Source organism: Planctomycetia bacterium, from assembly GCA_015075745.1.
GTDB lineage: Bacteria > Planctomycetota > Phycisphaerae > UBA1845 > UTPLA1 > UTPLA1.
This window is the reverse complement of the sequence record JABTTW010000001.1, coordinates 1588577-1614560: the sequence shown is the minus strand read 5'-3', so window position 1 is coordinate 1614560 and position 25984 is coordinate 1588577. Positions and strand designations below refer to the sequence as shown.

The following is a 25984-nucleotide window of genomic DNA, read 5'->3' as shown; positions in this document are numbered from 1 at the left end:
CGAGACAACCGCGGACTTCTTCTCGCGATCAACTCGATCACCCGATTTTGACCTTTGACGTCTACCCGTTCGGGCCGAATGGATTGGAGAATCCCAGGACTCCCTTATCCATTAGGCCGGAGCAGTTAAGAGGTGAACGCGATGTCTTTATTGGACACATGCGATCCACTGAAAAGCGACGGAGGTAACCGCGCCAAAAAGGTCCCCGCGTGGCTGTTGCTCGCCTGGCTCACAACGGTCCTCGCGGCCATGACGGTGCTGACCAACTACAGCAGTGCGCCGGGCCCAACAGGCGAAGTGTGCCAAATCTGGCCGGCGGACAGTCCAATCACCCGCCAGCCGGGCAAGCTGAGCCTCCTTCTCTTTGCACACCCGAAGTGTCCCTGCACGCGAGCCACCATTGGCGAGTTGGCCATCGTCATGCGTCACTGCCGGGAGCAGATCGACTGCCACGTGCTCTTCATGCAACCGTCCTCAAAGCCCGACGACTGGGCCCGGACGGACCTCTGGCAAAGCGCGTCCGATATCCCCCGTGTCAATGTGGCCGTCGACCTCGATGGCCGGGAGGCGATGCGCTTCGGCGCTGCAACATCCGGGGCAGCCGTCCTCTTTGACGCCGACGGTCGGCTGCTGTTCCACGGCGGCATCACGTCCTCGCGCGGCCACTCCGGAAGCAATCTGGCGCGAGACAGCGTCATTGCCCTGGCACGCCGCGAGAAGCCAAGTTGCACCGAGTCGCCCGTCTTCGGATGCGAGCTTTTCGGCAGGTCTCAGATCGCTAAGTCAAATGGGGTCATGTCACCATGCGCGACGCAGAAATAAATCCGGCAGTCGCCGGGCGCGCGAATCAGCTCTTCGAGCAGCAGTGCATTCGCACCTACGCCCGAACCGATCGCATGTTTGCACTGCTCATGGCGATACAGTTCGTCAGCGGCATCATCTGCGCCATGGTCATCTCACCGAGAACCTGGTACGGCGAAAAGAGTCTGCTTCATACCCATGTCTGGGCGGCCCTGATCATCGGGGCCCTCCTCTCCAGCGCCCCGATTGCGATGGCACTATTGCGGCCCGCGACATTGCTGACGCGTTGCGTCATCGCCGCAAGCCAGGTCTTGTGGTCCGCCCTCCTGATCCACCTCACCGGCGGCCGCATCGAAACACACTTCCACGTTTTCGGCTCACTGGCCTTTCTGGCGTTTTACCGCGATTGGCGCGTCTTCATTCCGGCAACCCTTCTCGTGGCCGTGGACCACGGCGTTCGCGGATGGTTGTGGCCGGAGTCGGTCTACGGCGTCGCGATGGCCAGTCCCTTCCGGCTGCTGGAGCACGCCGCCTGGGTCGTCTTCGAAGACATCTTCCTGATCTGGATGTGCTTCCAGAGCACGCACGAGATGCGCCAGATCGCCAACGAGCGGGCCCAGTTGGAATTCACCAAGGCGGGAGTCGAGGACGAGGTTCGACATCGCACCGCCGAGTTGGCCGAGCAGGCAACGTCGCTGCGGCGCGAAATCACCGAGCGAAAACAGGCTCAGGCGGAGCGAGAGAAACTCGTCCAGGAGATCATGGATGTCTCACGGCGAGCGGGTATGGCGGAAATCGCAACCGGCGTGCTGCACAACGTCGGAAATGTCCTCAACAGCGTCAACACGTCTGCATCGATCATCTCCGAGAGCATTCGATCGTCAAACCTGTCGAAGGTCGGCCGCGTTGCCGCGCTTCTCAATGAGCACTCGAAAGACCTGCCGAAGTTCCTCTCCGAAGATGACCGAGGCCGTCGCGTTCCCGAGTACCTCACCATGCTCGCCGACACCCTCCGAGACGAGCAGGAACTCATGGCCAACGAACTCGAGTCGCTCGGCAAAAACCTCGAGCACATCAAGAGCGTGGTCTCCACGCAACAGGTCTACGCGGGCAACTCCTGCGTCATGGAGCATGTCTGCCTCTCCGAGATCCTCGAGGACGCGCTCCGCCTCAGCTCCGCCTCATTCGAGCGACACGGCATCGCGATCATCCGCGATTACCAAAAGCTCCCGCTCGTCGACATTGATCGCCACAAACTCATGCAAATACTGGTCAATCTCCTCCACAACGCCAAACACGCCGCCGGCCATCCTTCGGTCAGGGTCAGGCAGGTCACCATTCGAATTCGCGTCATGGATGAACGGGTGCGCATCGAAGTCATCGATTCGGGCATCGGAATCGCGAAAGAGAATATCACGCGCATCTTCGCCCACGGGTTTACCACAAAGAAGGACGGACACGGCTTCGGACTTCACTCCAGCGCGCTGGCGGCAAAGGAAATGGGCGGCTCACTGACCGCTCACAGCGAAGGACCAGGAACGGGAGCGGCCTTCATCCTCGAAGTGCTGGCTCGACCGATGGAGGTCGTGGCATGACATTACCCCTGACGACGCCGAACCGAAGGATCCTGGTCGTCGATGACAATCGGGAAATCCACCTGGATTTCGCCAAGATTCTCTCGCCCGTCTCCACGGACGCCGATGCGCTGCGGGACGCGGAGGCCGCGCTGTTCGGTGAGTCAGAGACGATTCAGGCGGCGGAAAAGTTTGAAATCGAGTCGGCCTTCCAGGGGCAGGAAGCCTTCGAAATGGTGGGACAGGCGTATCGCGCGGGAAATCCGTATGCAATGGCCTTCGTGGACATCTGCATGCCGCCGGGCTGGGATGGTGTCGAGACGATTTCACGCATCTGGAACGAACATCCCGAACTGCAGGTGGTCGTCTGCACCGCCTACGCCGAGTATTCGTGGAACGACCTCCTTCGGCGACTCGATCGCAAGGAAAACCTGCTGATTCTCAAGAAGCCCTTCGAAAACATCGAAGTCCGCCAACTCGCCCGCGCATTGACGGAAAAGTGGCACCTCGCCCGTCAGGCCGCCATGAAGCTTCAGGAAGTCGAGAAGATTGTCGAGCAGCGCACCGTCGAATTACAGGAAGTAAACGGCCGGCTCAGAAAGGAAATCGGCATGCGCGAGCAGGCCGAAGACCAACTGCGGCATGACTCGCTGCACGACACGCTCACCGGCCTTCCCAATCGAGCGCTCCTCATGGATCGGCTCAATCAATCTGTCCGGCGAAGCGTGCGCGACGCCGATTACCGGTTCGCCGTCCTCTTCCTCGACATCGACAACTTCAAAGTCGTCAACGACAGTCTCGGCCATGCGGTCGGAGATCAACTGCTCATCGGCGTCGCCAGTCGGCTCACCGAAACCGTGCGCGCCTCGGACAGTGTCGTCCGCATCGGCGAGGGTTTCGCCTCCCGTCTCGGCGGTGATGAATTCGTCATTCTCCTGGACGATATCTCCAACACCGTCGATGCCTCCCGCGTCGCCGAGCGCATCCATTCCGTGTTGGCCGTCCCCTTTCAATTGGGCGACCATGAATTGGTCATCAGCACCAGCATCGGAATCGCGGTCAGTTGCCGATCGGAAACGTCCGCCGAAGCCCTCCTCCGAGACGCGGACACCGCCATGTATCGCGCCAAGTCCAACGGAAAGGCGCGCCATGCCGTCTTCGATGAGGCCATGCACGCCGCCGCCGTCAACCGGCTCAGTCTTGAAAATGACCTGCGGCGGGCCGTTGAAGCCGCTGAGTTCATCGTCCACTACCAGCCGATCGTCTGTATCGAAACGTCCAGGACCGCCGGTTTCGAGGCCCTGGCCCGATGGAACCATCCCACACGCGGAATTCTGCTGCCGGACATTTTCATTCCGATCGCCGAAGAGACCGGCCTGATTGCGCCCTTAGGGCGTCAGGTGCTCGAAGCGGCATGTGAAATGTCCCGAAAAATCAACCAGCATCGGCCGCAGGGGCAGCGGCTCAGAGTCAGCGTCAACATATCCAAGCGACAGTTAACCGCCGCCGGATTCCTCAAAGACGTGTGCGCCGTGTTGGAGAGTACCCGGTGCCCGGCCGAGGGAATCAGCTTCGAGATTACCGAATCGGTCATTCCCGACGATCCATCCCTGATTCTCGACAAGCTCACCGCCATCCGCGCATTAGGAATCGAACTGCACATGGACGACTTCGGAAAGGGGCTTTCCTCCATCGCCTTGCTTCGCGACCTCCCGTTCAACAAGCTCAAGATCGACCAGTCCTTCGTGAGATGCCTGGAAAGCCACAAGAAATACGCCGCCATCATTCACTCCGTCGTAGAGCTCGCCCACAACATGGACATGAAGACCATCGCCGAGGGAATCGAAACCGCCGACCAATTCGCGCAGCTTCTCACACTGGGCTGCGACTTCGGCCAGGGATTCCTCTTCTCAAAGCCGGTCACTGCCGAAATGGCTGAGTCGCTGATGAAGGAATTCACCATCCAGCCGCCCCTCGTTCTGGCCTAATGTCGCTCCCCGGGATCGCTCAATCGCCGAACGATCCCCTGACGTTTCTCCGCGATCCGATCGGCCGGTCATTTCGTAATAAGTCGCGGGCGTGGCTGGTTGGCCGGTGACTCTCGAGTTCACCGTCGCCGCCCCGCGATTGATTTCACGGTAATCTTGCGGGGTTCCGCGTCAGGCGGTTCAATGTGCCAGTGCTGATTCGCTGCGAAAATATCCAGAAGAGCTACATTCTCGGTCGTACCGAACTGCCGGTCATTCGCGGGATCAGCCTGAACATCGAAGCCGGTCGCTTCGTATCCATCATCGGCAGCAGCGGAAGCGGAAAGAGCACCCTGCTGCACGTGATGTCCGGCCTGGACGTGCCCCAGCGAGGCCAGGTCTGGTTTGAAGGGTCGCCGCTCTTCGAGGCCGAAGGTGTCCGCACGATTCCGCGAGGCCGCGACAGCCGGCAGAACGATTCCTTCGCGGCAAAAGTGTTCTCGCCAAAAGCCTCCGCGCCCGATCTCGAAACGGAAGGCGCATCAAAGCGGCCGGTAGCCGTCTTGCAGCGCTCTTCCGCGAGCCTGGAGTCCCGGCGCAACGATCTGTTGAATCGCTCGTTTGGTTTCGTCTTTCAGTTCTACCACCTGCTCCCGGAGTTCGACGTCCTGGAAAACGTCCTGCTGCCGGTCATGGTCGGCCAGTCGATGGCCGGCTGGCTGGGACGCCGAGCGATGACTGAAGCGAGGGCGCGCTCGTTATTGGATCGCGTCGGCCTCGCCGGACGGCTCGGACATCGCCCGAACGAGTTATCCGGCGGAGAGCGCCAGCGCGTGGCCATCGCCAGGGCGCTGATGAACGAGCCGAAAGTCCTCTTTGCCGATGAACCTACCGGCAACCTGGATGCCAGGACCGGCCGGGATATTTTCGATCTGCTGAAGTCGCTCAACGCGGCGGGCCAAACGGTCGTCATGGTTACCCACGACCGCGAGATCGCCGCCCGAACCGATGCGGTTGTGCATCTGGTTGATGGCCGTGTAGAATAATATGACGACAGTCCGGGCGGGGCGGCCGTCATTTCGCCGGGCAAGTTCGAGGCGATTGCTGGTCGCCCAACTGCCCCGCATCTGAATCCCGAAAGGTAGGCTTGGCCATGTCCACCATCAACCGATCGATGCCCGCGGCGCGCCGCGCCGCGAACGAAACAGGCTCACGCCATGACGTGAACGAGGATCGACCTATGGCTCAGGATTTTTCCCCCAATCCGAACCTGAAAATATGGCTCGACGGCAAGCTCGTCCCCACTGCCGATGCGACGATCAGCGTTTTCTCGCATGGCCTGCTCTATGGCGATGGCGTCTTCGAGGGCATCCGCGTCTATGGCGGAAAAATCTTCGAATGCACGGCCCACATGGAGCGCTTCGCCAACAGCCTCCGCGCCATCCGTATGGAAATCCGCTGGTCCACCGACCAGATCGTCGCCGCCATGAAGGAAACGATTCTGGCGAATAACACCACCGACGGATACATCCGACTCGTCGCCGCCCGCGGACCCGGCACCCTCGGCATTCATCCGTTTCGCTGCCTCCCGTCACAGGTCTTCATCATCTGCGACAAGATTCAGATGTACGGCCCCGAGATGTACGAGAAGGGCATGAAGATCATCACCGCGTCCACCATTCGAAATCACCCCAACGCCCTCTCGCCGCAAATCAAGAGCCTGAACTACCTCAACAACATCATGGCCAAGATCGAGGCCATCGACGCCGGCTGCCTCGAAGCCGTCATGCTCAACCACGAGGGCTACGTCGCCGAATGCACCGGTGACAACATCTTCGCCGTTCAGGGTGGCAAGCTCCGTACCCCCGCGACCCACTGCGGCCTCCTCGGCGGCATCACGCGACGACTCGTCCTGAAAATGGCCCAAAAGCGAGGCATCACCACCGACGAGACAACCATGACCCGCGCCGACCTCTACTATTCCACCGAGATGTTCATCACCGGCACCGGAGCTGAGATTTGCCCCGTTACCGAGTTCGAAAAGCGCATCGTCGGCGACGGCACGCCGGGCCCCATCACCAAACAGCTCATCGCCGACTTCCGCGCCCACATCAAGAGCGGCGAGGAAATGCTCTAGTCCGCCCCGGACACTACGAATAAGAAATCAAAACGCCGGATGCAGCACACCCGCCGCATCTGGCGTTTTCCTTTTTACCCGGCTCTAATCGTCGGATGCTCAACGCGCCCCTGCTCGCCGTCACCTTCACCCCGCTGATGTTCGCCGCGGTCCTCGCATGGATTCTCTCGGTGTGCCTGCACGAATTCTCCCACGCACTCGTCGCCTACTGGGGCGGCGATCGAAGCGTCCGCGAAAAGGGCTATCCCGCATATTTCATCAGTGATCTTCGAATGGTGATGGACGGAGTTTTTCGGCTTTGTGCGTGAGCGGAGGGATGAAGGTGGAGGTTGGGGCGCGCAGAGCCCCCTTACCCCCAAGCGGTGATCAGGTTGTTTTTCGGGTCATGATGGGGCGGGCGGGATCAGGCGGAGTCGTGGAACCAGGGATCGCCACAGGTCCTGCAGGGGGCAGCTGCTCGACAGTCGCAGTACGACGCGGCGCACGGAGACGACCACCCGCGCGGCGACCTTGAGGAGTTTCAGGCGAATGGTGTTCACCTGGGCCTCGGCCAGTTCGGTGCCGGCCAGGGCCGTGCGGCGCAGCGTTTCCACCAGGACGTAGGCCGCCGAGGACAACAGCAGCCGGAACTGATTGGCCAGGAAGGCGTGGCAACTGGTGCGATCGGCGAAGAGCCCGAGCTGCTGCTCCTTGATGCGGTTCTCCATGTCGCCGCGGGCCGTGTACAGACCGTCGTAGATATCGTTCGGCGTGCGGTCGGTCAGGTTGGTCACCACGAATCGAACGTTGGGCCCCTGAACCAGCCGCTCGGCCTTGACGATCACGCGGCGCGGGCGATCCCAGGTCTGCGCCGCGTACTCGATCTCGTGGAAGTTCCGCACCTTCTGCTGCGTGGTGGCGAACTGGGCCTCGGCCGCCTGCATGAAGGACTCGGCCGCTTTCTCCAGGACGGTGTTGCGGGCCAGGCCCAGCACGTACTTGACGCCGTGCCGGTCGCACCATTTCATCATTCGCCGGCGGCAGAAGCCGGAATCCCCGCGGACGATGATCCGCACCCCGGGCCACGCCTGTCGCAAGCGCTGCACCAGCAGCTTCAGGATGGGCCAGGCGTGATGGGCCCCGTCGATGTTGCTGGGCCGCAGGTAGGAGACCAGCAGCCGCGAGCCGCAGAACACATACAGCGGTAGGAAGCAGTGGTGGTCGTAATAGCCGTGGAAGAAGCGGCCTTCCTGGTTGCCGTGGATCGGATCGTCGGTCGCGTCGAAGTCGAGGATCAATTCCTCCGGCGGCGATTCATAGGACGCGATGAACTGCTCCACCAGCACACGCGACATTCGTGCCAGGTCGCCGCGCGTGACGCGGTTCTCCAGCCGGCACAAGGTCGGACTGCTGGCCAGCGGCTCATCCGCGCTCGGCGGCCGCCCGGTCAGGACCGCCAGCACGGGATCGCTCCGCAGGGCTTGATGGTCGTTGAGATCTTCGTAGCCCATCGCAATGGCAAAGATGCGCTGGGCCAGCATGACCCGCTGGTCATGTTGAATTCGGGCCGGATCACGCGGGTCGTTGATGACCCCGGCCAGTTGATCGACCAGGCCCAGACGCCGCTCGACCTCCCGAAGCAGCAGACCCCCGGCGTCTGAGGTGAGCGTTCCGCCTGTGAAATCGGCCACGATTTTCTTGCGGCCGAGACTGGAAAAGAACATCGGTTTGCTGTTACAGTCTGTCACGAAAAAGCCTCCCTGCCTATGGACCGGAATGTTCTTACGAAACCCCAGTCTACAGGGCTTCGAGGCTTTTTCTATTCCTATTCAACGCCGACCTGATGAAATATTCGGGCTATCTCTCCCTCGACCCCACAAAATTCATCGACCCCGTCTTCAGCCTCCTCCTCCCCGCGATCATCCTCATGATGGGCGGCTTCCCACTCCCCGGCGGCTCCGTCATGATCGATCGATCCGCCCTCCGCAACCAAAAATGGAGTGCCTACGTCGCGGCAGCCGGACCCGCCAGCAATTTTCTCCTGTTCCTCCTGCTCTGCATTCCGATTCATCCGATGGTCGGCCTCGTTCCGCCCATCGGACCCCATCCAACCTGGGTCTACTTCATCGCCGCGATGGCCGTGCTGAACTTCATCGCCACCGTCTTCAATTTGATTCCTATACCCCCGCTCGACGGCTTCGGAATCATCGAACACACCTTCGACGCCGAGACCCGTTGGAAATTGCACCAGCCTCAGGCCGTCTGGGGCGGCTTCGGCCTCCTGATGTTCCTCCTGTTCGTCTTTCCCGAATCGATGCAGGCCTTCTTCTGGATGCTCAGCTACGTCTGCAATGCGATCGGCATGCCGTTTCATCTTCTGGCCGACGGCTTCAATCTCGTCCTGTTCGATGTCGCCCCGGCAGGCATGGGGTAACGCCCTCCCCAAGCGACTCCATAGCCCACGGCCCGCTTTGTCGCCCGCTTCCTTTCACCTTATCATTGCTCTTCTTGTCTCATTCAAAACCAAGAGGTGCATCATGTCCTTCCAGTCCGCAGTAATCATCGGTTCCGGCACCATGGGCCGCGGCATCGCCCAGGTCGCCGCCACCGCCGGCCTCACCACCTTCATCTACGACGTCAACGCCGAGCAGGTGAAGAGAGCCCTCGCCGACATTGAGAAGAGCCTGAGCAAGCTCGTCGAAAAGGGCAAGCTCCCCGCCGATGTCGCCGCGAAGGCCAAGGCCAATCTAAAAGTCTGCTCCTCCCTCGAAGAAATCGCCTGGCCCAAGGTCGGCATCGCCATCGAGGCCATCTTCGAAAACTTCGACGCCAAAGTCGCCCTCTACAAACAAATCGAAGCCCGGCTCCCCGCCGACGCCATCCTCGCCAGCAACACAAGCAGCATCAGCATCACCAAGCTCGCCGCCGCCACCGGCCGCCCCTCAAAATTCATCGGCATGCACTTCTTCAACCCCGTCCCGCTCATGTCCCTCGTCGAGGTCATCCGCGGACTCCAAACCGATGACGCCACGCTGGCATCAGTCGAGGCCCTCGCCAAACAGATGGGCAAGAACCCGCTCCCCTGCAACGACATGCCCGGCTTCGTCTCCAACCGCGTCCTCATGCCCATGATCAACGAGGCCGCCTTCGCCCTGATGGAAGGCGTCGCCGAGCCGCAGAACATCGACGAGATCATGAAGCAGGGCTGCAACTTCCCCATGGGCCCGCTGACCCTCGCCGACTTCATCGGCGTCGACGTCTGCCTCAACATTCTCGATGTGCTCCACAAAGACCTGGGCGACCCCAAGTTCCGCCCCTGCCCACTTCTCAAGAAAATGGTCGACGCCGGATACCTCGGCCGAAAGTCCGGCCGCGGCTTCCACAAGTACTGACCCGCGCCGGAAGCGCCGCCCGCCATCCTCACCCGAGCCCCGCATTAATCAGAGCCGCGACCGTTAGGAAGCGGTCCAGCATCGCCCCCATCGAGCGCAGCCCCAAACAACCAGCCCGCCATCCCCATCCGAACCCCGTATTAATCAGAGCCGCGACCGTAAGGGAGCGGTCCAGCATCGCCCCATCGAGCGCAGCCCCAGACAACCAGCCCGCCATCCCCATCCGAACCCCGTATTAATCAGAGCCGCGACCGTTAGGAAGCGGTCCAGCATCGCCCCCATCAAGCGCAGACCCAGACAACCAGCCCGCCATCAAAAAGGGTTCCATTTCCCCCCGCCACCCCCTAGAATAGGCTCTTCCTATCGGGGCCAGTTGCATGAGCACAGAAGTCAGCTACACACAACAGGGGCAGATCGGCTACATCCGCTTTGCCAGTGACGACGGTATCAACCTCCTCTCCGTGCCGATCATGGCGTCGCTCGAGGCGAGGCTCGACGAGATCGAGCAATCGCCCAACCTGCGCGTCCTGATCATCACCGGAGAGGGGCGCACTTTCATCGCCGGCGCCGACATCGACGAGATGGCCCGCGCTTCCGGAGATGAGGGTCGCGCATTCTCTCAGCGAGGCCAGCGCTTCATGAATCGTCTGGCCCACTTCAAGCACGCCGTCACCATCGCCGCCATCAACGGCTCCGCACTCGGCGGCGGCTTCGAGCTCGCCCTCGCCTGCGATCTCCGCGTCATGGCGGAAAATGCCCTCATCGGTTTCCCCGAAGTCAGCCTCGGTCTCATCCCCGGCTGGGGAGGAACCCAGCGCGCCTTCGCCCTCATCGGTCCCGCCCGCGTCCGCCGCATGCTCCTCACCGGCGAGCGCATCAATGCCAAGACCGCCTTCGAGATCGGCCTCGCCAACGAATGCGTCCCGCTCGATCAGTTGATGATCCGCGCCGAGGCCCTCGCCAAGGGCATCCTCGCCAACGGCCCGTCCGCCGTCCGCCTCGCCAAGCACGTCCTCTGCGCCCACGAGGCCGCCTGGCTCGAGCGCGGCTTCGCCGGCGAAGCCGAGTGCTTCGGCAAGGCCTTCATCAACGAAGAGTCCCGAGAAGGCCTCCGCGCCTTTCTGGAGAAGCGCACCCCAAGCTGGGCCGCTTCGCTGGGATAACTGCCGCGTAGTCCGCCATTCTTGCAAAATAGAATTCGACTTCTATTTCGCGGGATTTCAATCCTGACGACTTAGCCCGCCCGTTCGGACTTCCGGCGGATTTCACACGCCCCCGTCAACCCGCTAGAATATCTCCAGATCACCTTTACCCGATTCGACCCGGAGCACCGCATGGCAGAAAAAGTCTCAAACCACCCCGGCGAAATCGGTCCGCACACCACCATGTCCGGCCGACACCTCGAGCTCACCTATCGCCCCGAGGACATCGCCGAAATCGACTACGACACCCATCTCGGCGACCCCGGCGAGTTCCCCTTCACCCGCGGCGTCCACAAGGACATGTACCGAACCAAGACCTGGACCATGCGCCAGTTCGCCGGCTTCGGCTCCGCCAAGCAGACCAACGAGCGCTTCAAGTTCCTCATGGGCAAAGGACAGACCGGCCTCTCCACCGCCTTCGACCTGCCCACCCTCATGGGCCGCGATGCCGACGATCCTCTCTCCGCCGGCGAGGTCGGCCGCTGCGGTGTCGCCGTCTCGTCACTCGCCGACTACGAAATCCTCTTCGACGGCATCAACCTCGGCGATGTCAGCCTCTCCATGACCATCAACGCCCCCGCGGCGATTCTCATCGCCTACTACATCGCCACCGCCGACAAGCAGGGCGTCCCCCGGTCGAAGCTTCGCGGCACCTGCCAGAACGACATCCTCAAGGAGTTCCACGCCCAGAACGAGTTCGTCTTCCCCCCCAGCCAGAGCGTCCGCCTCGTCACCGATACTATCGAGTACTGCGCCAAGGAACTGCCGCAGTACAACCCCGTCTCCGTCAGCGGCTATCACATCCGCGAGGCCGGCAGCACCGCCGGTCAGGAGCTCGCCTTCACCCTCGGCGACGGCCTGCACTATGCCCAGGCCTGCGTCGAGCGCGGCATGGACATCGACACCTTTGCCGCCCGGCTCAGCTTCTTCTTTAACAGTCATAACGATTTCTTCGAGGAAATCGCCAAGTTCCGCGCCGCCCGCCGCCTCTGGGCCCACTACATGAAAGAGCGATTCGGCGCCCAAAAGGAGCGCTCCATGTGGCTCCGCTTCCACGCCCAGACCGCCGGTTGCAGCCTCTACTCCAAGCAGCCGCACGTGAACCTGATGCGCGTCGCCTATCAGGCCATGGCCGCCGTACTCGGCGGATGCCAGTCGCTCCACACAAACAGCATGGACGAGACCATCTGCCTCCCCACCGAGCACGCCGTCACCCTCGCCCTCCGCACCCAGCAGGTCCTCGCCTGCGAGACCAACGTCGCCAGCGTTGTTGATCCCCTCGGCGGCAGCTTCTACGTCGAGTCGCTCACTAACCAGCTCGAGGCCGAAGCCCGCGAGTACATCGACGACATCGACGAGATGGGCGGCATGATCGCCGCCATTGAGAACGGCTACATCCGCCGCGAGATCGCCGACGCCGCCTACCAGTACAACAAGGCCGTCCAGCGCGGCGACAAAAAACTCGTCGGTGTCACCGACTACACCGACGACGACGGCCCCGGCATCGACCTGCTCAAGATCGACGCCAGTGTCGAAACCGAAGCCATCGCCGGCCTCAAAAAGCTGCGCTCCAGCCGCAGCGCCCCCGCAGCCTCCGCCGCGCTCAAGCAAATCACCGCCGACGCCAAGGCGGAGAGAAACGTCATGCCGGCCCTCATCGAAGGAGCAAAGGCCTACTGCACCGTCGGCGAAATGATGGGCGCCCTCGAACAATCCCTCGGCCGCTTCGACACCGGCCAAATCTTCTAGCCCCTCATCGGCATCGACTCCCGCGTAACCACCCCCCCGAAACACTTAGCCCCGGGGGGCTCATCTCCACCAACCCGCCCCGCGCCGATCCGATCCCCGCGCGACCCCCACCGCGGCTTGCCGTTTGGCGACGGACCACCAACCCACTCCCCACGATGTCGTCCGCGCTCTCCACGAAAAAAACTACCCCCGCGCCCCATCCGTAGCGTCACCCCTTGTGGGTGACGACGTAGCGCTCGACGTCGGAATCGGCGTGGTCATTCGCGAAACTGCACCCCGCCACGTTGAGCCCCCGGTGAACGACCGGGGATTACTCTTCGCACCCACTCAAAATGGGAATCCCTTCCCATGTCCTCTTTCGCGAAGCCAAAATTCCTGATCCGGCAATCAATTATCCGATCCATCCACCCACCCCGCCCTGTGCCACCGCCCCTGCATTCACCTTCGCCCCCTAAAGCTCCTCGCAATCCAAGCCCCTCGTCCCCTCTGTGTCACCCTTCGCCGGTGCGAGATTCCCTTCCCGCACCCACTCAAATGGGAATCCCCTCCCGTGTCTTTTCTTCCCCGCGCCGATGCTCCTGATCTAACAATTAATCCTCGCTCCTATTGTGTCACCTGTGCGTCACTCATGTGCCCCCACTACGTCACCTTCCAAAAGCTCGGCTTCAGCCGACCAGCGTTTGCCGCCAGTTTCAACTGGTGGAAACAAGCCCACCCCCACCCATGTTTCTTTTCCCTCCCCCAGCCGGCTTCAGCCGGGCTTGCGACGAACCAGTCAATCCCGCGCCGCATCCGTAGCGTCACCCCTTGTGGGTGACGAAGTAACGCCCGACATCCCCATCGGCGTCATCTCCCGCGTAACCCCCCGCCCCCAAAGAAAAAGGCGCGCACGTCGAGCAAGTATTTGCCAATAGAGCTCGAACCCAACACGCTCAAAAAAGATGCACGCAATGAACGAATCGCACATCCTCCAAACCGCAAGCCCCAGGCCTCATGTCCCAGCCCTGTGTCGCTCATTTTTCACCCAAATCGCGAACCACCCCAACCCACGCCCGCCACAAGCGTTGGCACAATCTCCGCGAGGCCTGTGTCACCTTATGTCACCTTCGCTTTTGCAAGACTTCCACGAACGCCGCGCCCCCGATCCGAGCCGCGCGCGTCAGCAAGCGGTACCAGAAAATCCGGACTCCCAATCGCAATCAACACCAACCGCCGACCCAATCAGTACCGCCGCCTCTGCATTCACCTGGACCCTCTCAAATGCCCCCGCGCAACCCTGCCGCCGCGCACCATTTCGACGTTTCGACATTTCGACTTTTCGATTTTTCGACGTTTCGACGTTTCCGCCAAGAAAACCACCCAAATCTCGAACCACCCCAACCCACGCCCGCCACAAGCGTTGGCACAATTCCCCGAGCCCGTGTGTCACCTTATGTCACCTTCGGATTTGCACGATTTGCGCGAACGCCGCGCCCCCGATCCGAGCCGCGCGCGTCAGCAAGCGGTACCAGAAAATCCGGACCCCCAATCGCAATCAACACCAACCGCCGACCCAATCAGTACCGCCGCCTCTGCATTCACCTGGACCCTCTCAAATGCCCCCGCGCAACCCTGCCGCCGCGCACGATTTCGACGTTTCGACTTTTCGACGTTTCGACGTTTCCACCCAAAACCACCCAAATCGCGAACCACCCCAACCCTTGCCCGCCACAAGTGTTGCCACAGTCCCCACAAGGCTTGTGTCACCTTATGTCACCTTCGATTCTGCAAGACTTGCGCGCGATCAAAGCCTTTGTCTTCACACTGGACCCCTGGACCCCTCGGTCCCTTGGCCCCTTTTTTTTCGCCTTATGTCACCTACGATCTGGAGCCCGGCCGATATGCCGATGTATCATCAGAAAAGTTTCTCGACGGGAGTGCCCTATGACCGGACTCAAGCCCTTCATCTATTCACTCGCCCCCATCGGCGGCGTCGCCCTCAATCGGGCCTTCTGCTGAGGGCACATCCTCGGGTCGCTCGGTCTGGGCGTCATCGTCATCGGGATTCCCGCCGCCATCATCACCGGCGTCGAAGTCATCCGCAGCGCCACCGCATCGGCCAAGGGCCTCGCCTGGGCCGCCGTCACCATCGCCATCCTCGAAGCCGCCGCCATGATCGGCTGGGCGGTGTTCGACGCCATGCCCGCTGGCGCGGGATCGCCATAGGCTTCTGTCTTCGCTCATTGAATGATGGCAGGCAGGACTTGAGACGGTTCTCCGCTTCGTCTCAGTTGAGCAGCAGGGCGACAAAAGGCGCGATATCGCCCTCTGTCACCTGTCCGTCATTATCCGCATCCGCGCCGCACTGCACCGCGACCTGCGCGGCCTGCGGGGCAAGCAGCGTGGTCGAGAACAGCGCGATGTCGGCCGCGTTGATCAATCCGTCTCCGTTGACGTCCCCATGCAGGCATTGCCAGCCGAACCACGGACGGGTCGTCTTGTCGGTCAGGAAGAACTCGAGAAACGCGTCCGAAGCCTTGTCCACCCCGCTGGCCGAGGGGTGGATGTGGTCATCGAGGAAATCGGTGATATCCCAGGTCAGGCCGAGCCCGCTGGGCGTATTGCCGTTCGCCCAGATATACGCCCCCCACGAGGCCCATGGTGCAACAGAGTTGGCACCCTGGAACCCGAGATTCCCGAACGTGCCGCTGCCCGTGATCTGCGACTCGATCATCCACTTGATCCCGAAGCCCTGCTCAAAGGCGAACGGCTCCCGATTTCCCGACGTCGCATATCCGCCGTAGCTTCGGCTGACGTAATACACCAGCTTGATGTTCGGAAAGACGATTCTCAAATTCCGCGCGATCCCGGCAAAGTCTTGTGCCAATGCCCCGGCATCACCAAGTGAGCTCCCATTGCTCGCCATGCACTGCGTCGGTCCCGGATGCGCCGCCTTCACGCAAGCGATCTGCACTTGCTCCCGGCTCGATTGGCTGAACTGCAGCCGATTCAGTGCCGTCAACCACGGGTCCACGGCCATATCGGCCGGCTCAGCCCCCCAAAGGTCGGCGCCGAACGGCCCCTTGGCGCCATCGACCAAGAGCACGCGCGGATTGACCACCCCGCTCACCTGAAGCGGAGCCACCTTCGCCATGAACGCCAGCGCCGCGCTGGATGGGTCGCTCGTAATGCCCACGCGCCACTCCTGCGTCATGTTGCTGATCCCGATGCTGATCATCACGATGCGACCGTTGGGATGCGCGACGCCGCTGGTGTTCAGCGGAACAATCCCCGCCGCGATCTGCTGACCCGCCGCATCGTGCGAAGCCGGTCGAAGGTTACTGCCCCCCGGATAGAGCCCGCCCTGAAACGTCTTGTAAGTGCCGGCCCCAAGGTCGTAGAGCGATACCTGCGGATCGTTGGGATCGCAGAATTGCCCATAGGCGCTGGACGCAAAAGACATCCCAATCGCGACTAGGGCGAATCGCATATCTATATCTCCGGCGAGTGACGGGACGACCGGCTCGGCTAAGCGACGCCCACCGATATCGCATAGGTACAAGGAAGGACTCATTCAGGGGTTTCTGCCACCCCACTCCCTAACGTACCTCCATCGGGCCCTATTGCGTGGACGCGACAGGGCGTGATCCGTGGTCCCCGGCGCCGATCTTATCGGCTCGATGAGTCTGAAGAATGAGACGTTTAAGGGCCCTTGCAGGCAAGGAGTTACGCGCGGGCAGCCGGGGCTTTGCAAAGGGCCGGTCAGCCGCTATAAAGCGAGTCCCCGATTGAGGGGGTGAAGTTGGGATTTGTTCGGCCGGGAGTCTCGTCTCTTGAGCACCATCACGCTACCCTGGGTACCGAAAAGCACGGCGAAGCTGACGTCGTATCGTGCGAAGGCCATCCGGCTCCTGTTCGGGATTGCCTTCGCCCAGCTCATCGTCGCGGCGATCTGCTATTGGTTCTTCGACATCGGCGACGCCAGCAAGATTTCCGACTGGAAGATCATCGTCGTCGTGGCGGGAATCGTGGGCCCCATGGCCGGCTTCGCCGGTTCCTTCCTCGGCGCAATGGCGATTATTCTCTACCGCCAAATCGGCGCGTTCCTCCGATTTGGGTATGTCGCCTTCACGTTGTTCTTCGGCGGACTGGTCGGCGTGTGCCTCCTGGTCTGGGCGCATGCGTGGCTCTTTGACTTCACCAAGGACATGCTCGCCGGGCCCAATGCGGCGAATGATGCCGTGACCGCGCTGCCGCTGCTGCCGATCTCGGCGCAATTGACGGTTTCGGAGGTCAACGAGGCCATCAGTTCGACGATCAGGCTGCCCATCCTTGCCTATCTCCTCTGGCCTCTTCAGTTCGGACTGATCCGTGACCTCGTCGCCATTGCGGGGATCATTGGTTTCATCAGCATCATTCCGGTCTTCGGCATCTGGTGGGAGCGCAAGGTGGCGGGGCGGATTCAATCGCGCCTGGGGCCGATGCGCGTCGGCGGCTGGCATGGCTGGCTTCAGTCTCCCGCCGACGGCGTGAAGCTGATCTTCAAGGAAGACTTCATTCCGCCGGACGGCGATGCGCTGCTATTCAAGCTGGCGCCGTATCTGACTTTCGTACCGCCGATCCTGGCCTTCATCGCCCTTCCCTTCGCGGGGGCGTGGGTCTTCCGCGATCTGGACGTGGCGCTCTTGTTCATTCTCGCCATGATCGGCATCGAAGTGGTGGGCGTGATTCTCGCCGGATGGGCCAGCAACAATAAGTGGTCGATGTACGGCGCGATGCGCGAAGCGTGCCAGATGGTCTCGTATGAAATCCCGATGGGCATGAGTCTGCTGATTCCCGTGATGACGGTCGGCACACTGCAGTTGACGCAGATCGCGGACATGCAGGGCGACGGCTTTCAGAGCTGGCTGGTGTTCAGGAATCCGTTCTGCTTTATCGCATTCTTCTGTTACTACATTGCCTCGCTGGCTTCCTGCAAGCGGGCGCCGTTTGACTTGCCGGAGTCGGAGTCGGAACTCGTGGCCGGCTTCCATACGGAGTACAGCGGATTCCGCTGGTCGCTGTTCTTCTTCGGCGAATACGTCGCGATGTTCGTGGTGAGCGGCCTGGCGGTGATCCTGTTCCTGGGCGGTTGGAAGTCTCCGCTGCCGTCGACGTGGGCGCCGGATTGGTCCGGCTCTTGGTACGCCGTGGCGGCGTCGCGGCTGGTGCGGGGCGTCTTGTTTGAGGGGCCGATTCTGTTCGTGTTCAAGGCGGCGTTTTTATATTACGTGCAGTTGTGGATTCGCTGGACCCTTCCGCGGATTCGCATCGACCAGGTGCTGTACGCCTGCGTGCAGGTGCTGCTGCCGCTGACCATGGTGGTGCTGTTGGGCAACACCCTGTGGATACTCGGCACGAAGCATCTTCAGTTGGCCTGGTTAATCCGTGTTGATGAAGTGGTACATTGGGTGCTGGTCGCGCTCGGCGCTGCAACCATCCTCGGCATAATTGGTATCGCGGCATACGGCTATCGTAATCGACGACGGCTCGTAGGCAGTCTGGTCATCGATCACCTGCCTTGGGCGTGAGGTTGGCTGGCCGGTGCATTGAGTTGGAATAGCGATGAATGAAGCGGTGGAAAACCTGGCGTTCTATGTCTTCGCGGCGCTGGTCTTGTGCAGCGCGCTCGGCGTGGTGATCTCAAAGAACATCGTGCGCTCGGCGACGTGTCTGCTGGGCACGCTCGGCGGCGTGGCGGCGCTGTATTTCGTGCTGCACGCCAATTTCCTCGCGGTGATTCAGTTGATCGTCTATGCGGGCGGTACGCTGATTCTGATCGTGTTCGGCGTGATGCTGACCAGCAAGTCGCCGTGGGTACAGTTTGGGGCGACGAAGGGACAGATTGCGGCGGCGGCATTGGTATCCGTGCTTCTGGCCTTCGGCTTATGCACCCTGATGTTGTCGGCGGACTGGTCGAATTCGAGCGGAGTCCTGGCGGAGTCGCCGAAGGTAGGGACCATCGGAAAGGCGCTGCTGACGGACTACTTGGTGCCGTTCGAGGCGGCGAGCGTGCTGCTGTTAGTGGTGATGATCGGCGCGGCGTACCTGGCAAGGCCGGAGAAATAATTCGAGATGCTCACAGTCGGCTTGAATCATTACATGGTCCTGTCCGCCCTGGTGTTTTCGTTGGGCCTTTTCTGCATGGTCACCAAGCGAAACGCCATCGGCATCCTGATCGGCGTGGAACTGGTGCTGAACTCGGCGAATATCAACCTGGTCGCCTTCAGCCGCTATCAGACCGGCCTGGGCGATGGGCACATCGTGGCGGTCTTTGTCATTCTGCTGGCAGCGGCCGAAGCGGCCATCGGCATCGCCATCTTCATGAATTTCTACAACACACTCCAGACCATCGACGTGGACCGCGGCGACGAGCTGCGAGGCTAGTCCGCGGATGCCCTTTCAGCAATCGTCGCCAAGCGGCAAGCGATGACGAAGGTCGCGCGGGCCCAATCACGCGCTTTGGGTCGGCAAATGCACCATTAGATTGCTGCATTGGCGGCCGAAACTTCATACAATGTCAGAGATCGCCCAGTCTGATCTCGAACCGGGCGAATTTGAGCGATACCTATGCCTGGAATCCTACGGAAATTGTCACTCGCGGCGATTCTGCTCACGACTTCGCTACCGGCAGTCGCGAAGGACAAGGCGCGGTTTCCGCCGAAGGTCGGGAAGCCGCATCCACCGCTGGCCCTTTGGAACCTGACACACGACGAGCCGATTTCGATCACCGCGTTCCGAGGCAAGAAGGTATTGCTGATTCACTTCGCCTCGTGGTGAGCGGGCTGCCGTAAAAACGTGCCGGTCTGGTACGAAACACTTAAGCCGTCTGTGGATGATGGAAAGCTGGTGATCGTGGGGGTCGTTCAGGAGCAGCACCCTGACCGCGCGAGATTGTTCGCGCAATGGAAGGGGATTACGGGGCCGCTGCTGCAAGACCCGGTGAACTACATACACGCGGATGTAGTGCCGGTATTCGTGGCGGTGGATGAGAACGGGTACGTGCGCGACACCAAGCCGGACCTCAAGACTTTCGTCGACGATTTCGTGAAAAAGGAGTTTCCCGGTAAGCCGGCGTTTATTACGCCGAATACGGATGAGCCGCCGAACACGCGGGTGACGCGGCGGATGGCGGAAGAAGCGCGCAACGCGCCTGCGCTGGTGTCGCACGGCGAAGCGCTTCTGCTGGCGGGAGAACTGGCCCAGGTCGAGGAGGCGATTGAGGTCTACGGCAAGGCGATCGAGGACGACGCGAAGAATGCGATGGCATACTTCGGCCTCGGGGTCGCCTATCGAATGCGCTACGACAGCGACAAGCGGCTGGCCACGGATTTTCAGGCGTCGATCGACGCATGGGAAAAAGCGCTGAGTCTCGCGCCGAACAACTACATTTATCGTCGTCGTCTTCAGCAATACGGTCCGGCGCTGGACAAACCCTACGCGTTTTACGACTGGGTCGCGACGGCGCGCAAAGAAATCAAGGCACGGGGCGAGGAGCCGCTGCCGCTCGTCAGTGAGCCGATTGGCGCTGAGCTGGGCGGAAAAGCGCTGACTCCGGCCGGCGGCGAGAATCCCAAAGGCGATCCCAAAGGAAAGGTGACTCGGGATAAGAAGCATTTGATCGCTCTTGAGACCGCGGTCGTGCGATCCACGGAATCATCGCAGAAGGGCGAGTCGGAAGTCCATCTGACGCTGCGACCGTCGGTCGCGCTGGGCGCTCACTGGAACAACGAAGCAGAGCCGCTTCGGGTTTGGTTAAAGGCGCCAAGAGGCGTAAAGATATCGCCGAAGATATTGGAGTGGCCGAATGCGGGGTCGGCCACGAGCGAGGAGGTTCGCACGCTGAGCTTCGCGGTTACGCGCAACGGGAAGTCCAGGAAAGCGGTCACGATCAAGGGCTACGCGCTGTACAACGTATGTGAGGGAGCCGAGGGGAAGTGCTTGTTTCGGCGGCAGGATTTTCAGGTCAAGATCAAGTAAGTTACGCAAACGAACCACCCGTATGAGTCAGCACGTCAAGAAGTCGATCCACGACCGGCGATCGGTGCAATCGCGACAAGCGCGGGAATCATCCTAACTGACAGTTGAGCGGTGTCAGCGAGTCGGGAGGCACGTGCGCAGACAGTCTGTCCAGGCGCGCATCCAGACTTGCCCTACGGCGAACGGCGCGGTGGCCATCATGTTGGCGATCTGCGAGCTGGATACGTGGGTGGTGAAATCCGTTGAGAGCGGCCAGGTGCAGGCGCGGCGGGGAAGCTCGGCCCAGAACTCCGCCATGCCCTTGGACATGACGATGGCATCGAGGGATGAATCCTCGCAAACGTCGCTGACGACCCCCTGGAGGGTGATCAGGGTTTTGCGGAACAACAGCAGATTGGCCGGGAAGCTTGCACCCGCGAGGACGGACTGGTCGATCAAGTCGACGATCCAGTTCGGACCGATCAGGCGACCGCGAAGCAGTTCATCCAGGCTGCGCGCGGCGACGTCCGCCAGTTTAATCGGATCGGCGTGCTTGACGGCTAGTGCGTCAAGGGCGGTGCAGAGGCCGGCGGCATCACGTAACAGAGCCGCCATCAAAAGGCGGGCAATCGTCTCGCATTCCCGTTTGTGCAAACGGCCGGTGAGACTCCAGTCAAGGATTGCCAGCCTGCCGTCGTCAGCGGCAAAGAGATTTCCCGCGTGGGGATCGGCGTGAAATGTCATGGCCTCGTCGCGCGAGAAGACAACATCGGCGATCATGGCGTCGACGATCGTGCGTGCGAACTGACGCTTCTTCCATGCCGGAAGGCTGGTTGCATCGGTCACGCGAACTCCGTCGATCCGCTCCATGGCGGTCAGACGAGGGGTGGAGAATGGAAGCAGCCGGGGAATCCACACGTCGCGTCGGGCGGCGTATTGCTGTCCCGCGGCGAAGAGGTTCTTCTGTTCCTGGGCGAAGTGAACTTCACCGAGCAGGAGTGTCCTGACGTGTTCAAACGACGTTCGGTGGTCGAGGGCGGGGACATCATATCGCGGAGCTACGTCTTCCAGGTGGTCGGCGAGGGCGTCCAGGAGATTGAGTTCTTCTTCAAGCCGGTCTTTCACACCGGGCTTCAGGACTTTGAGGACGCCCTTCTGAGGCGGGCCCGACGGTGTTCGGTGCCACGTGACCGGCACGACGATGGCGACGCTTGCCTCGGCAAGGGCGGCATCGGCGATGCGCACATCCTCACGGACGCCTTGAGCGGTGAGGTCCTCGTCGATGATGCGGCGGACCTCATCAAGCGGGGTGATCGGGGGGAAGGTTTCGAGAGCCGTGAGGGCTTGGCGCACGAGCGGGTCGAGGCCGCGATGCCGAGCGATGACCTGCGCCAGCTTGTGAAGCGTCGGGCAAACGTGAAACAGAGCAACGAGTCTGTCGGCGGGTCCGGCGCTTTGCGGCAAAGCGGACTGGATCGCCGAGATCTCGGAAAGACGGGCTGGGCCAAGTTGCGAGAGGAAGAATTTCAAAGCGTCGGACACAAGCGGGCCGAAGGCTTTGAGAGGGGGCGGCAGGAGGATGTCGATGTCGAATGCTGGGAACGGTTTTGAATTATTCATGGGGAAGCTCGCGGGGTGAGAATCGTCCTAGTTGGGGGCATATTGCGCTTACGGCAGTTGCAGGAGATTTTAGGCGGTCTTGGCGACTCGGTCGAAACAGACCTCGAGCCTGTCTTTTACGAGTTGCATGTTTTCGGGACGATCAGCTCGATCAGGCTGGCAGCAATCCTCGATCAGGCGAAGCAGGGTCGGATCAAGCTGCTTGGCCTGATCGGTATTCGGATTTCGCCAGAAGTCCAGATTCACCCCGCCTTTGGTGACGCTGGTGCTGTTGAGCTCAGTCTCGACGGAGCGGCCGAGAAATACCCGGTGCATCGTTGCGCCGAGTCCGAAAACGTCGGTTCGTGCATCGAGGGCCTGTCGGTCCACCTGCTCCTTGGCGATGAAGTCCTTTGTGCCCTGGATGCGCTCCTTGCGGGTGAACATGGCGCAGGCCTGGCCGAAGTCGATGATGGTCGGCCGTCCGTTCTTGGCGCAAAGGATATTGTGTGGCTTCAGGTCGGCGTGGACGAAACCACGGCGATGAAGATCTTGAAGACCGTCGGCGGCATGCCAGAAGATCTTCACGATGAGGGGCGGGGTGGAGGTCTCCGCGAACTTGTCGAGGGGGATGCCATCGACAAACTGGAGGATGTTGTAGGCCTCGATGGCCCGGAGCTTCCGCTTGACGATGCCGTATTCCAGAGATTTGCGAAGGACTGGATGATTATTGGAAACGCCGACGTCGAACTCGTTCTTCAGTTGGCGAACCTGCGAATGCCAGTTGGGGGCGTTGGCCGACACGTACTTCTTGCAGTAGTACGTCCCGTCCCTGGCGTCGCGCATTAGGGCGACTTTGGTCCCGGCGCCGGTCCCCAGCTCTCTGACAAACATCAGGCTTTCAAGCCGCTTGCTCATGCATTTCTACCGAACTGGAACGATGTTGCGCTAAGGCAGTGGGAAGTCAGAAAGTAGGTGTTTTTGCAAATGCCGCGTGGCGCGCCAAACCCAGCTTGCCGGAACAGGATCGCGAAAACGACGACGGTCCGGATACCGCAGCCTGGCAAATTTATACCGTGCTGATACGCGGTTGCTAAACTTCACTCCCTGCCTTAATGCCTGCCGTCATGCCAACTGCCCGCAGGAGCAACACTTATGCCGGGCAGTACGCTGATATTTTAGAGGTGAGCTGTGCGGACGCGGCCAGGAGGAGTCGAATTAAGGAATAAAAATAGCGGGCTTTCGTAAGTGCCCGGCCGCAGCATCAGCAACACGATCTCACCTGAAGTCATCCTTAATATAACGGCAGCCCAAGTGTCTTTCCAGCAACATTGAGTGAGTCGGGGCTTTGTATGTGCCTCTTTACGGGCTTGGAGGCATGATTACCCAGGGCTCCAATTTGGCTTTTTGGCCGAATCAGTGGGTCAGCCGTTCGCCTTCCGGCAGATGACCCGTGGGGTGGCGTCGGGTACCAGAGCCGCAAGTCACCCGCCGTAGATGGGGGATATTGCCCAGGCAGCAGAGCTTGCCGGGACCTGTGCAAAGATTGAGGCCGACAGGGCGACTTCTCTCTGACGGCACGCATCGTGCTGAACCTGACATTGTCCTCGCGTCCCCAAGACCCCACTCCTCGCGAGGGAGCAAAGGAATGATGATATCGGAGCGACATATTCACGTACGGCCGGCGAGAAGCTGGTCGCGAAAAATCCACTTGTTCTTCACCTACCTGCGATGGTTACTTCGGCCTGATGGATCGGGACGGCAATCGACGGGGCGGACGTTGCACTGTCCGGGTCCGTCGTGCTACGAGACCGAGTGACCGGCAGGCGGAGATCCTCTCGCGGGGGCGACTCCGCACGCATCCGGATCGTGGATGAGGTCCTCAAGTCTTATTTGCTGGCGGGGGGATGGTCGAATTCGTCGCCGCGGAACGTCGAGCCGAGATATGCCTCTCGGACCGACTGATCGTTGATCAACTGGCGGGGCGAGCCCTCGGCGATGACCGTGCCTTCGTGGATGATGTAGCTGCGGTCAGTGACTTCGAGGGTTTGCCGGACGTTGTGATCGGTCAGAAGGAACGATATCCCCATGTTGTTCTTGAGGTGGCGAACTTCACGTTGAAGGTCCTGCACGGCGATGGGATCGACGCCGCTAAAGGGTTCGTCGAGCAGGATAATGGCGGGCTGGGTGATCAGTGCGCGGGCGATTTCCAGCTTGCGGCGTTCTCCGCCTGACAGGGTGCGTGCCTCCTGCTTTGCGTTTCGAAGCAGGCCGAATTGCTCGAGCAGCTCGCGCGTTCGGCGCCGCCGTTCCGCGGGACTAATGCCGCGTATCAGTTCGAAGATGGCCAGTAGGTTCTTCTCGACGGTCAGCTTGACGAATACGCTGTTCTCCTGCGAGAGATAGCCGACGCCCCTTTGTGCCCGTTTGTACATGGGCAGGTGGGTGATATCTTCGTTGTTGAACAGGACTTCGCCGCCATCGGGCTTTACGATGCCCATGGTCATGCGGAAGCTGGTCGTCTTTCCGGCCCCGTTCCGTCCCAGGAGCCCTACAATTTCGCCCTTTCCGACCGTAAAGCTGACTCGATTAACGACGGTCCGGCCGCTGTAGGCCTTCACAATGTTTCGTACTTCGAGCAGGGCCCTGCCGGGTGCACCGGGGGACGTTGCCGATTGGGCTGAACTGAGTGGGGACAAGGTGTTCACGGCGCGAGCGGGACCTCCATTTGGGCCAAACGAGCCGAAGCGGCTCGGTAGTTTACCGGGAATTGTGCCGGTGGACAGGAATGTTTGTGGAGCCTTGCAAAATTAAGTCTAACATATTTGTTTATAGTCACTTAGAAGTCGTTCGACCACCGACCCTGAGATCGTTGGATTCGCCGGGCCTGTGATTTGTGGCTTAAGGTCGCATCGTCCGGTGGCCCCGATGATCGCAAAGGGTCCGATTGTGGATAATGTCGATTTGCCCTCTGAATTCTGAAGCGTGATCTGACTCTGCAGACATGGCTGGATTCTGCAAGTTTCTGTCTCATCGGATTATGCGCATCCGCCCAACGTTGGGAATGACGCCAGGGGTGTCTTTCGAAATGCGATAGCCGCTTGGCCAATAAACGAAGAAAGCGCGGCCGATCATGAGGTCGGCCGGGACGGTTCCCTTTTGATAATCGCCGCGCTTTTCAAGGATGGGACAGACCTCCCACCACAGTCGAGAATCCTTGCTCTGCGGGCTGTTGTCTCCCATACAGAAATACTCGGCCGGTTCCTTGCGAAGCAGAATCGGATTGAGTGTCGTGCCCCATCCGGGCAGGTGGGCCAGTGGGTTTTGCTTGCCCATTACGCTTCGCTCTTCAAGAACGCTATCGGATCGATAGTACACATCTCGGTAGACCGCGAGGTGATCGATTTGCAGCGGCATCCGATCCGAGGCTATTCGAATCAGGGCTCGGTTGGCGGAATCGCTTCGGCCAAACGCCTTGAAGAGCTTCACGGGATCCGGGGCGTACTGCGAATCGACCGTGGCGACGACCCGCTCACCGTTGATGCGCAAGGCAACGCGATAATCGAGATTCTCGAATTCAACGCTGAGCGGTTTGCCGGCGACGATC

Annotated in this window: 20 protein-coding genes and 1 pseudogene; 15 read left to right on the top strand and 6 right to left on the bottom strand. The window is 60.9% G+C overall.

Annotation, left to right across the window (positions count from 1 at the left end):
• The first annotated feature begins 141 nt into the window (after positions 1 to 141).
• From HS101_06365 to HS101_06340, 6 genes and pseudogenes are all read left to right on the top strand, one after another.
• The gene (locus HS101_06365) at positions 142 to 822 is read left to right on the top strand and encodes a hypothetical protein (GenBank protein ID MBE7505895.1); all 681 of its coding nucleotides are present in this window, start codon (positions 142 to 144) and stop codon (positions 820 to 822) included.
• On the top strand, positions 804 to 2396 hold the full coding sequence (locus HS101_06360; GenBank protein MBE7505894.1) for a GHKL domain-containing protein: 1593 nt from the start codon (positions 804 to 806) through the stop codon (positions 2394 to 2396). Before HS101_06365 ends, HS101_06360 begins: the two co-directional genes overlap by 19 nt.
• Positions 2393 to 4363 (top strand): EAL domain-containing protein, encoded by a 1971-nt coding sequence (locus HS101_06355; GenBank protein ID MBE7505893.1) that lies wholly within the window; start codon positions 2393 to 2395, stop codon positions 4361 to 4363. Before HS101_06360 ends, HS101_06355 begins: the two co-directional genes overlap by 4 nt.
• A 185-nt stretch (positions 4364 to 4548) precedes the next feature.
• Positions 4549 to 5388, top strand: coding sequence for an ABC transporter ATP-binding protein (locus HS101_06350; GenBank protein MBE7505892.1), 840 nt, complete (start codon positions 4549 to 4551; stop codon positions 5386 to 5388).
• 194 nt (positions 5389 to 5582) lie between these two features.
• Positions 5583 to 6479, top strand: a complete 897-nt coding sequence (gene ilvE, locus HS101_06345) for a branched-chain-amino-acid transaminase (protein ID MBE7505891.1) — start codon at positions 5583 to 5585, stop codon at positions 6477 to 6479.
• A 167-nt stretch (positions 6480 to 6646) separates the two neighbouring features.
• Positions 6647 to 6724: pseudogene (locus tag HS101_06340) on the top strand (site-2 protease family protein).
• A gap of 138 nt (positions 6725 to 6862) precedes the next feature.
• Here the strand turns inward: HS101_06340 and HS101_06335 are convergent.
• On the bottom strand, positions 6863 to 8182 hold the full coding sequence (locus tag HS101_06335) for an IS1380 family transposase (protein MBE7505890.1): 1320 nt from the start codon (positions 8180 to 8182) through the stop codon (positions 6863 to 6865).
• A 119-nt stretch (positions 8183 to 8301) separates the two neighbouring features.
• On the opposite strand from HS101_06335, the gene HS101_06330 reads away from it, so the two are divergent.
• The 4 genes from HS101_06330 to HS101_06315 all read left to right on the top strand — a co-directional run bounded on the left by HS101_06330 (position 8302) and on the right by HS101_06315 (position 12801).
• Positions 8302 to 8892, top strand: a complete 591-nt coding sequence (locus HS101_06330; GenBank protein MBE7505889.1) for a site-2 protease family protein — start codon at positions 8302 to 8304, stop codon at positions 8890 to 8892.
• Between the two features lie 103 nt (positions 8893 to 8995).
• Complete coding sequence (locus HS101_06325; protein MBE7505888.1) at positions 8996 to 9850, top strand: 3-hydroxybutyryl-CoA dehydrogenase; 855 nt, start codon at positions 8996 to 8998, stop codon at positions 9848 to 9850.
• 377 nt (positions 9851 to 10227) lie between these two features.
• Complete coding sequence (locus HS101_06320; protein ID MBE7505887.1) at positions 10228 to 11013, top strand: enoyl-CoA hydratase/isomerase family protein; 786 nt, start codon at positions 10228 to 10230, stop codon at positions 11011 to 11013.
• Positions 11014 to 11184: 171 nt separating this feature from the next.
• Positions 11185 to 12801: a methylmalonyl-CoA mutase gene (locus HS101_06315; protein ID MBE7505886.1), complete on the top strand. Its 1617-nt coding sequence runs from the start codon at positions 11185 to 11187 to the stop codon at positions 12799 to 12801.
• 1950 nt (positions 12802 to 14751) lie between these two features.
• Here HS101_06315 and HS101_06310 read toward each other — a convergent pair.
• Together HS101_06310 and HS101_06305 are read right to left on the bottom strand one after the other, a co-directional pair.
• Positions 14752 to 15024: a hypothetical protein gene (locus tag HS101_06310; protein MBE7505885.1), complete on the bottom strand. Its 273-nt coding sequence runs from the start codon at positions 15022 to 15024 to the stop codon at positions 14752 to 14754.
• Positions 15025 to 15067: 43 nt separating this feature from the next.
• Positions 15068 to 16270, bottom strand: coding sequence for a hypothetical protein (locus HS101_06305; GenBank protein ID MBE7505884.1), 1203 nt, complete (start codon positions 16268 to 16270; stop codon positions 15068 to 15070).
• A gap of 343 nt (positions 16271 to 16613) precedes the next feature.
• Here HS101_06305 and nuoH point away from each other — a divergent pair, with 343 nt between their 5' ends.
• From nuoH to HS101_06280, 5 genes are all read left to right on the top strand, one after another.
• Entirely contained in the window at positions 16614 to 18350 is a 1737-nt protein-coding gene (gene nuoH / locus HS101_06300; GenBank protein MBE7505883.1) for an NADH-quinone oxidoreductase subunit NuoH, read from the top strand.
• A 34-nt stretch (positions 18351 to 18384) separates the two neighbouring features.
• Positions 18385 to 18888, top strand: coding sequence for an NADH-quinone oxidoreductase subunit J (locus tag HS101_06295; GenBank protein ID MBE7505882.1), 504 nt, complete (start codon positions 18385 to 18387; stop codon positions 18886 to 18888).
• Between the two features lie 6 nt (positions 18889 to 18894).
• Positions 18895 to 19206 carry an NADH-quinone oxidoreductase subunit NuoK gene (gene nuoK / locus HS101_06290; GenBank protein MBE7505881.1) on the top strand — a complete coding sequence of 104 codons (312 nt, stop codon included), beginning with the start codon at positions 18895 to 18897 and terminating at the stop codon, positions 19204 to 19206.
• Between the two features lie 183 nt (positions 19207 to 19389).
• Entirely contained in the window at positions 19390 to 19599 is a 210-nt protein-coding gene (locus tag HS101_06285) for a hypothetical protein (protein ID MBE7505880.1), read from the top strand.
• A gap of 18 nt (positions 19600 to 19617) precedes the next feature.
• Entirely contained in the window at positions 19618 to 20799 is a 1182-nt protein-coding gene (locus HS101_06280; protein MBE7505879.1) for a tetratricopeptide repeat protein, read from the top strand.
• A gap of 114 nt (positions 20800 to 20913) precedes the next feature.
• Here the strand turns inward: HS101_06280 and HS101_06275 are convergent, their stop codons facing one another.
• From HS101_06275 to lptB, 3 genes are all read right to left on the bottom strand, one after another.
• A complete protein-coding gene (locus tag HS101_06275; protein MBE7505878.1) occupies positions 20914 to 22398 on the bottom strand; it encodes a hypothetical protein in 1485 nt (494 codons plus the stop codon).
• A 69-nt stretch (positions 22399 to 22467) separates the two neighbouring features.
• Positions 22468 to 23295, bottom strand: a complete 828-nt coding sequence (locus tag HS101_06270) for a protein kinase (GenBank protein ID MBE7505877.1) — start codon at positions 23293 to 23295, stop codon at positions 22468 to 22470.
• 971 nt (positions 23296 to 24266) lie between these two features.
• Entirely contained in the window at positions 24267 to 25019 is a 753-nt protein-coding gene (lptB, locus tag HS101_06265; GenBank protein ID MBE7505876.1) for an LPS export ABC transporter ATP-binding protein, read from the bottom strand.
• Between the last annotated feature and the right edge of the window lie 965 nt (positions 25020 to 25984).

Excerpts from the sequence above, each read along its gene's own strand:
- HS101_06365 (MBE7505895.1), top strand. The coding sequence starts at position 142 with ATGTCTTTATTGGACACATGCGATCCACTGAAAAGCGACGGAGGTAAC.
- HS101_06360 (MBE7505894.1), top strand. The coding sequence starts at position 804 with ATGCGCGACGCAGAAATAAATCCGGCAGTCGCCGGGCGCGCGAATCAG.
- HS101_06355 (MBE7505893.1), top strand. The coding sequence starts at position 2,393 with ATGACATTACCCCTGACGACGCCGAACCGAAGGATCCTGGTCGTCGAT.
- ilvE (MBE7505891.1), top strand. The coding sequence starts at position 5,583 with ATGGCTCAGGATTTTTCCCCCAATCCGAACCTGAAAATATGGCTCGAC.
- HS101_06335 (MBE7505890.1), bottom strand. The coding sequence starts at position 8,182 with ATGTTCTTTTCCAGTCTCGGCCGCAAGAAAATCGTGGCCGATTTCACA.
- HS101_06330 (MBE7505889.1), top strand. The coding sequence starts at position 8,302 with ATGAAATATTCGGGCTATCTCTCCCTCGACCCCACAAAATTCATCGAC.
- HS101_06325 (MBE7505888.1), top strand. The coding sequence starts at position 8,996 with ATGTCCTTCCAGTCCGCAGTAATCATCGGTTCCGGCACCATGGGCCGC.
- HS101_06320 (MBE7505887.1), top strand. The coding sequence starts at position 10,228 with ATGAGCACAGAAGTCAGCTACACACAACAGGGGCAGATCGGCTACATC.
- HS101_06315 (MBE7505886.1), top strand. The coding sequence starts at position 11,185 with ATGGCAGAAAAAGTCTCAAACCACCCCGGCGAAATCGGTCCGCACACC.
- HS101_06310 (MBE7505885.1), bottom strand. The coding sequence starts at position 15,024 with ATGAGCGAAGACAGAAGCCTATGGCGATCCCGCGCCAGCGGGCATGGC.
- HS101_06305 (MBE7505884.1), bottom strand. The coding sequence starts at position 16,270 with ATGCGATTCGCCCTAGTCGCGATTGGGATGTCTTTTGCGTCCAGCGCC.
- HS101_06295 (MBE7505882.1), top strand. The coding sequence starts at position 18,385 with ATGAATGAAGCGGTGGAAAACCTGGCGTTCTATGTCTTCGCGGCGCTG.
- nuoK (MBE7505881.1), top strand. The coding sequence starts at position 18,895 with ATGCTCACAGTCGGCTTGAATCATTACATGGTCCTGTCCGCCCTGGTG.
- HS101_06285 (MBE7505880.1), top strand. The coding sequence starts at position 19,390 with ATGCCTGGAATCCTACGGAAATTGTCACTCGCGGCGATTCTGCTCACG.
- HS101_06275 (MBE7505878.1), bottom strand. The coding sequence starts at position 22,398 with ATGAATAATTCAAAACCGTTCCCAGCATTCGACATCGACATCCTCCTG.
- HS101_06270 (MBE7505877.1), bottom strand. The coding sequence starts at position 23,295 with ATGAGCAAGCGGCTTGAAAGCCTGATGTTTGTCAGAGAGCTGGGGACC.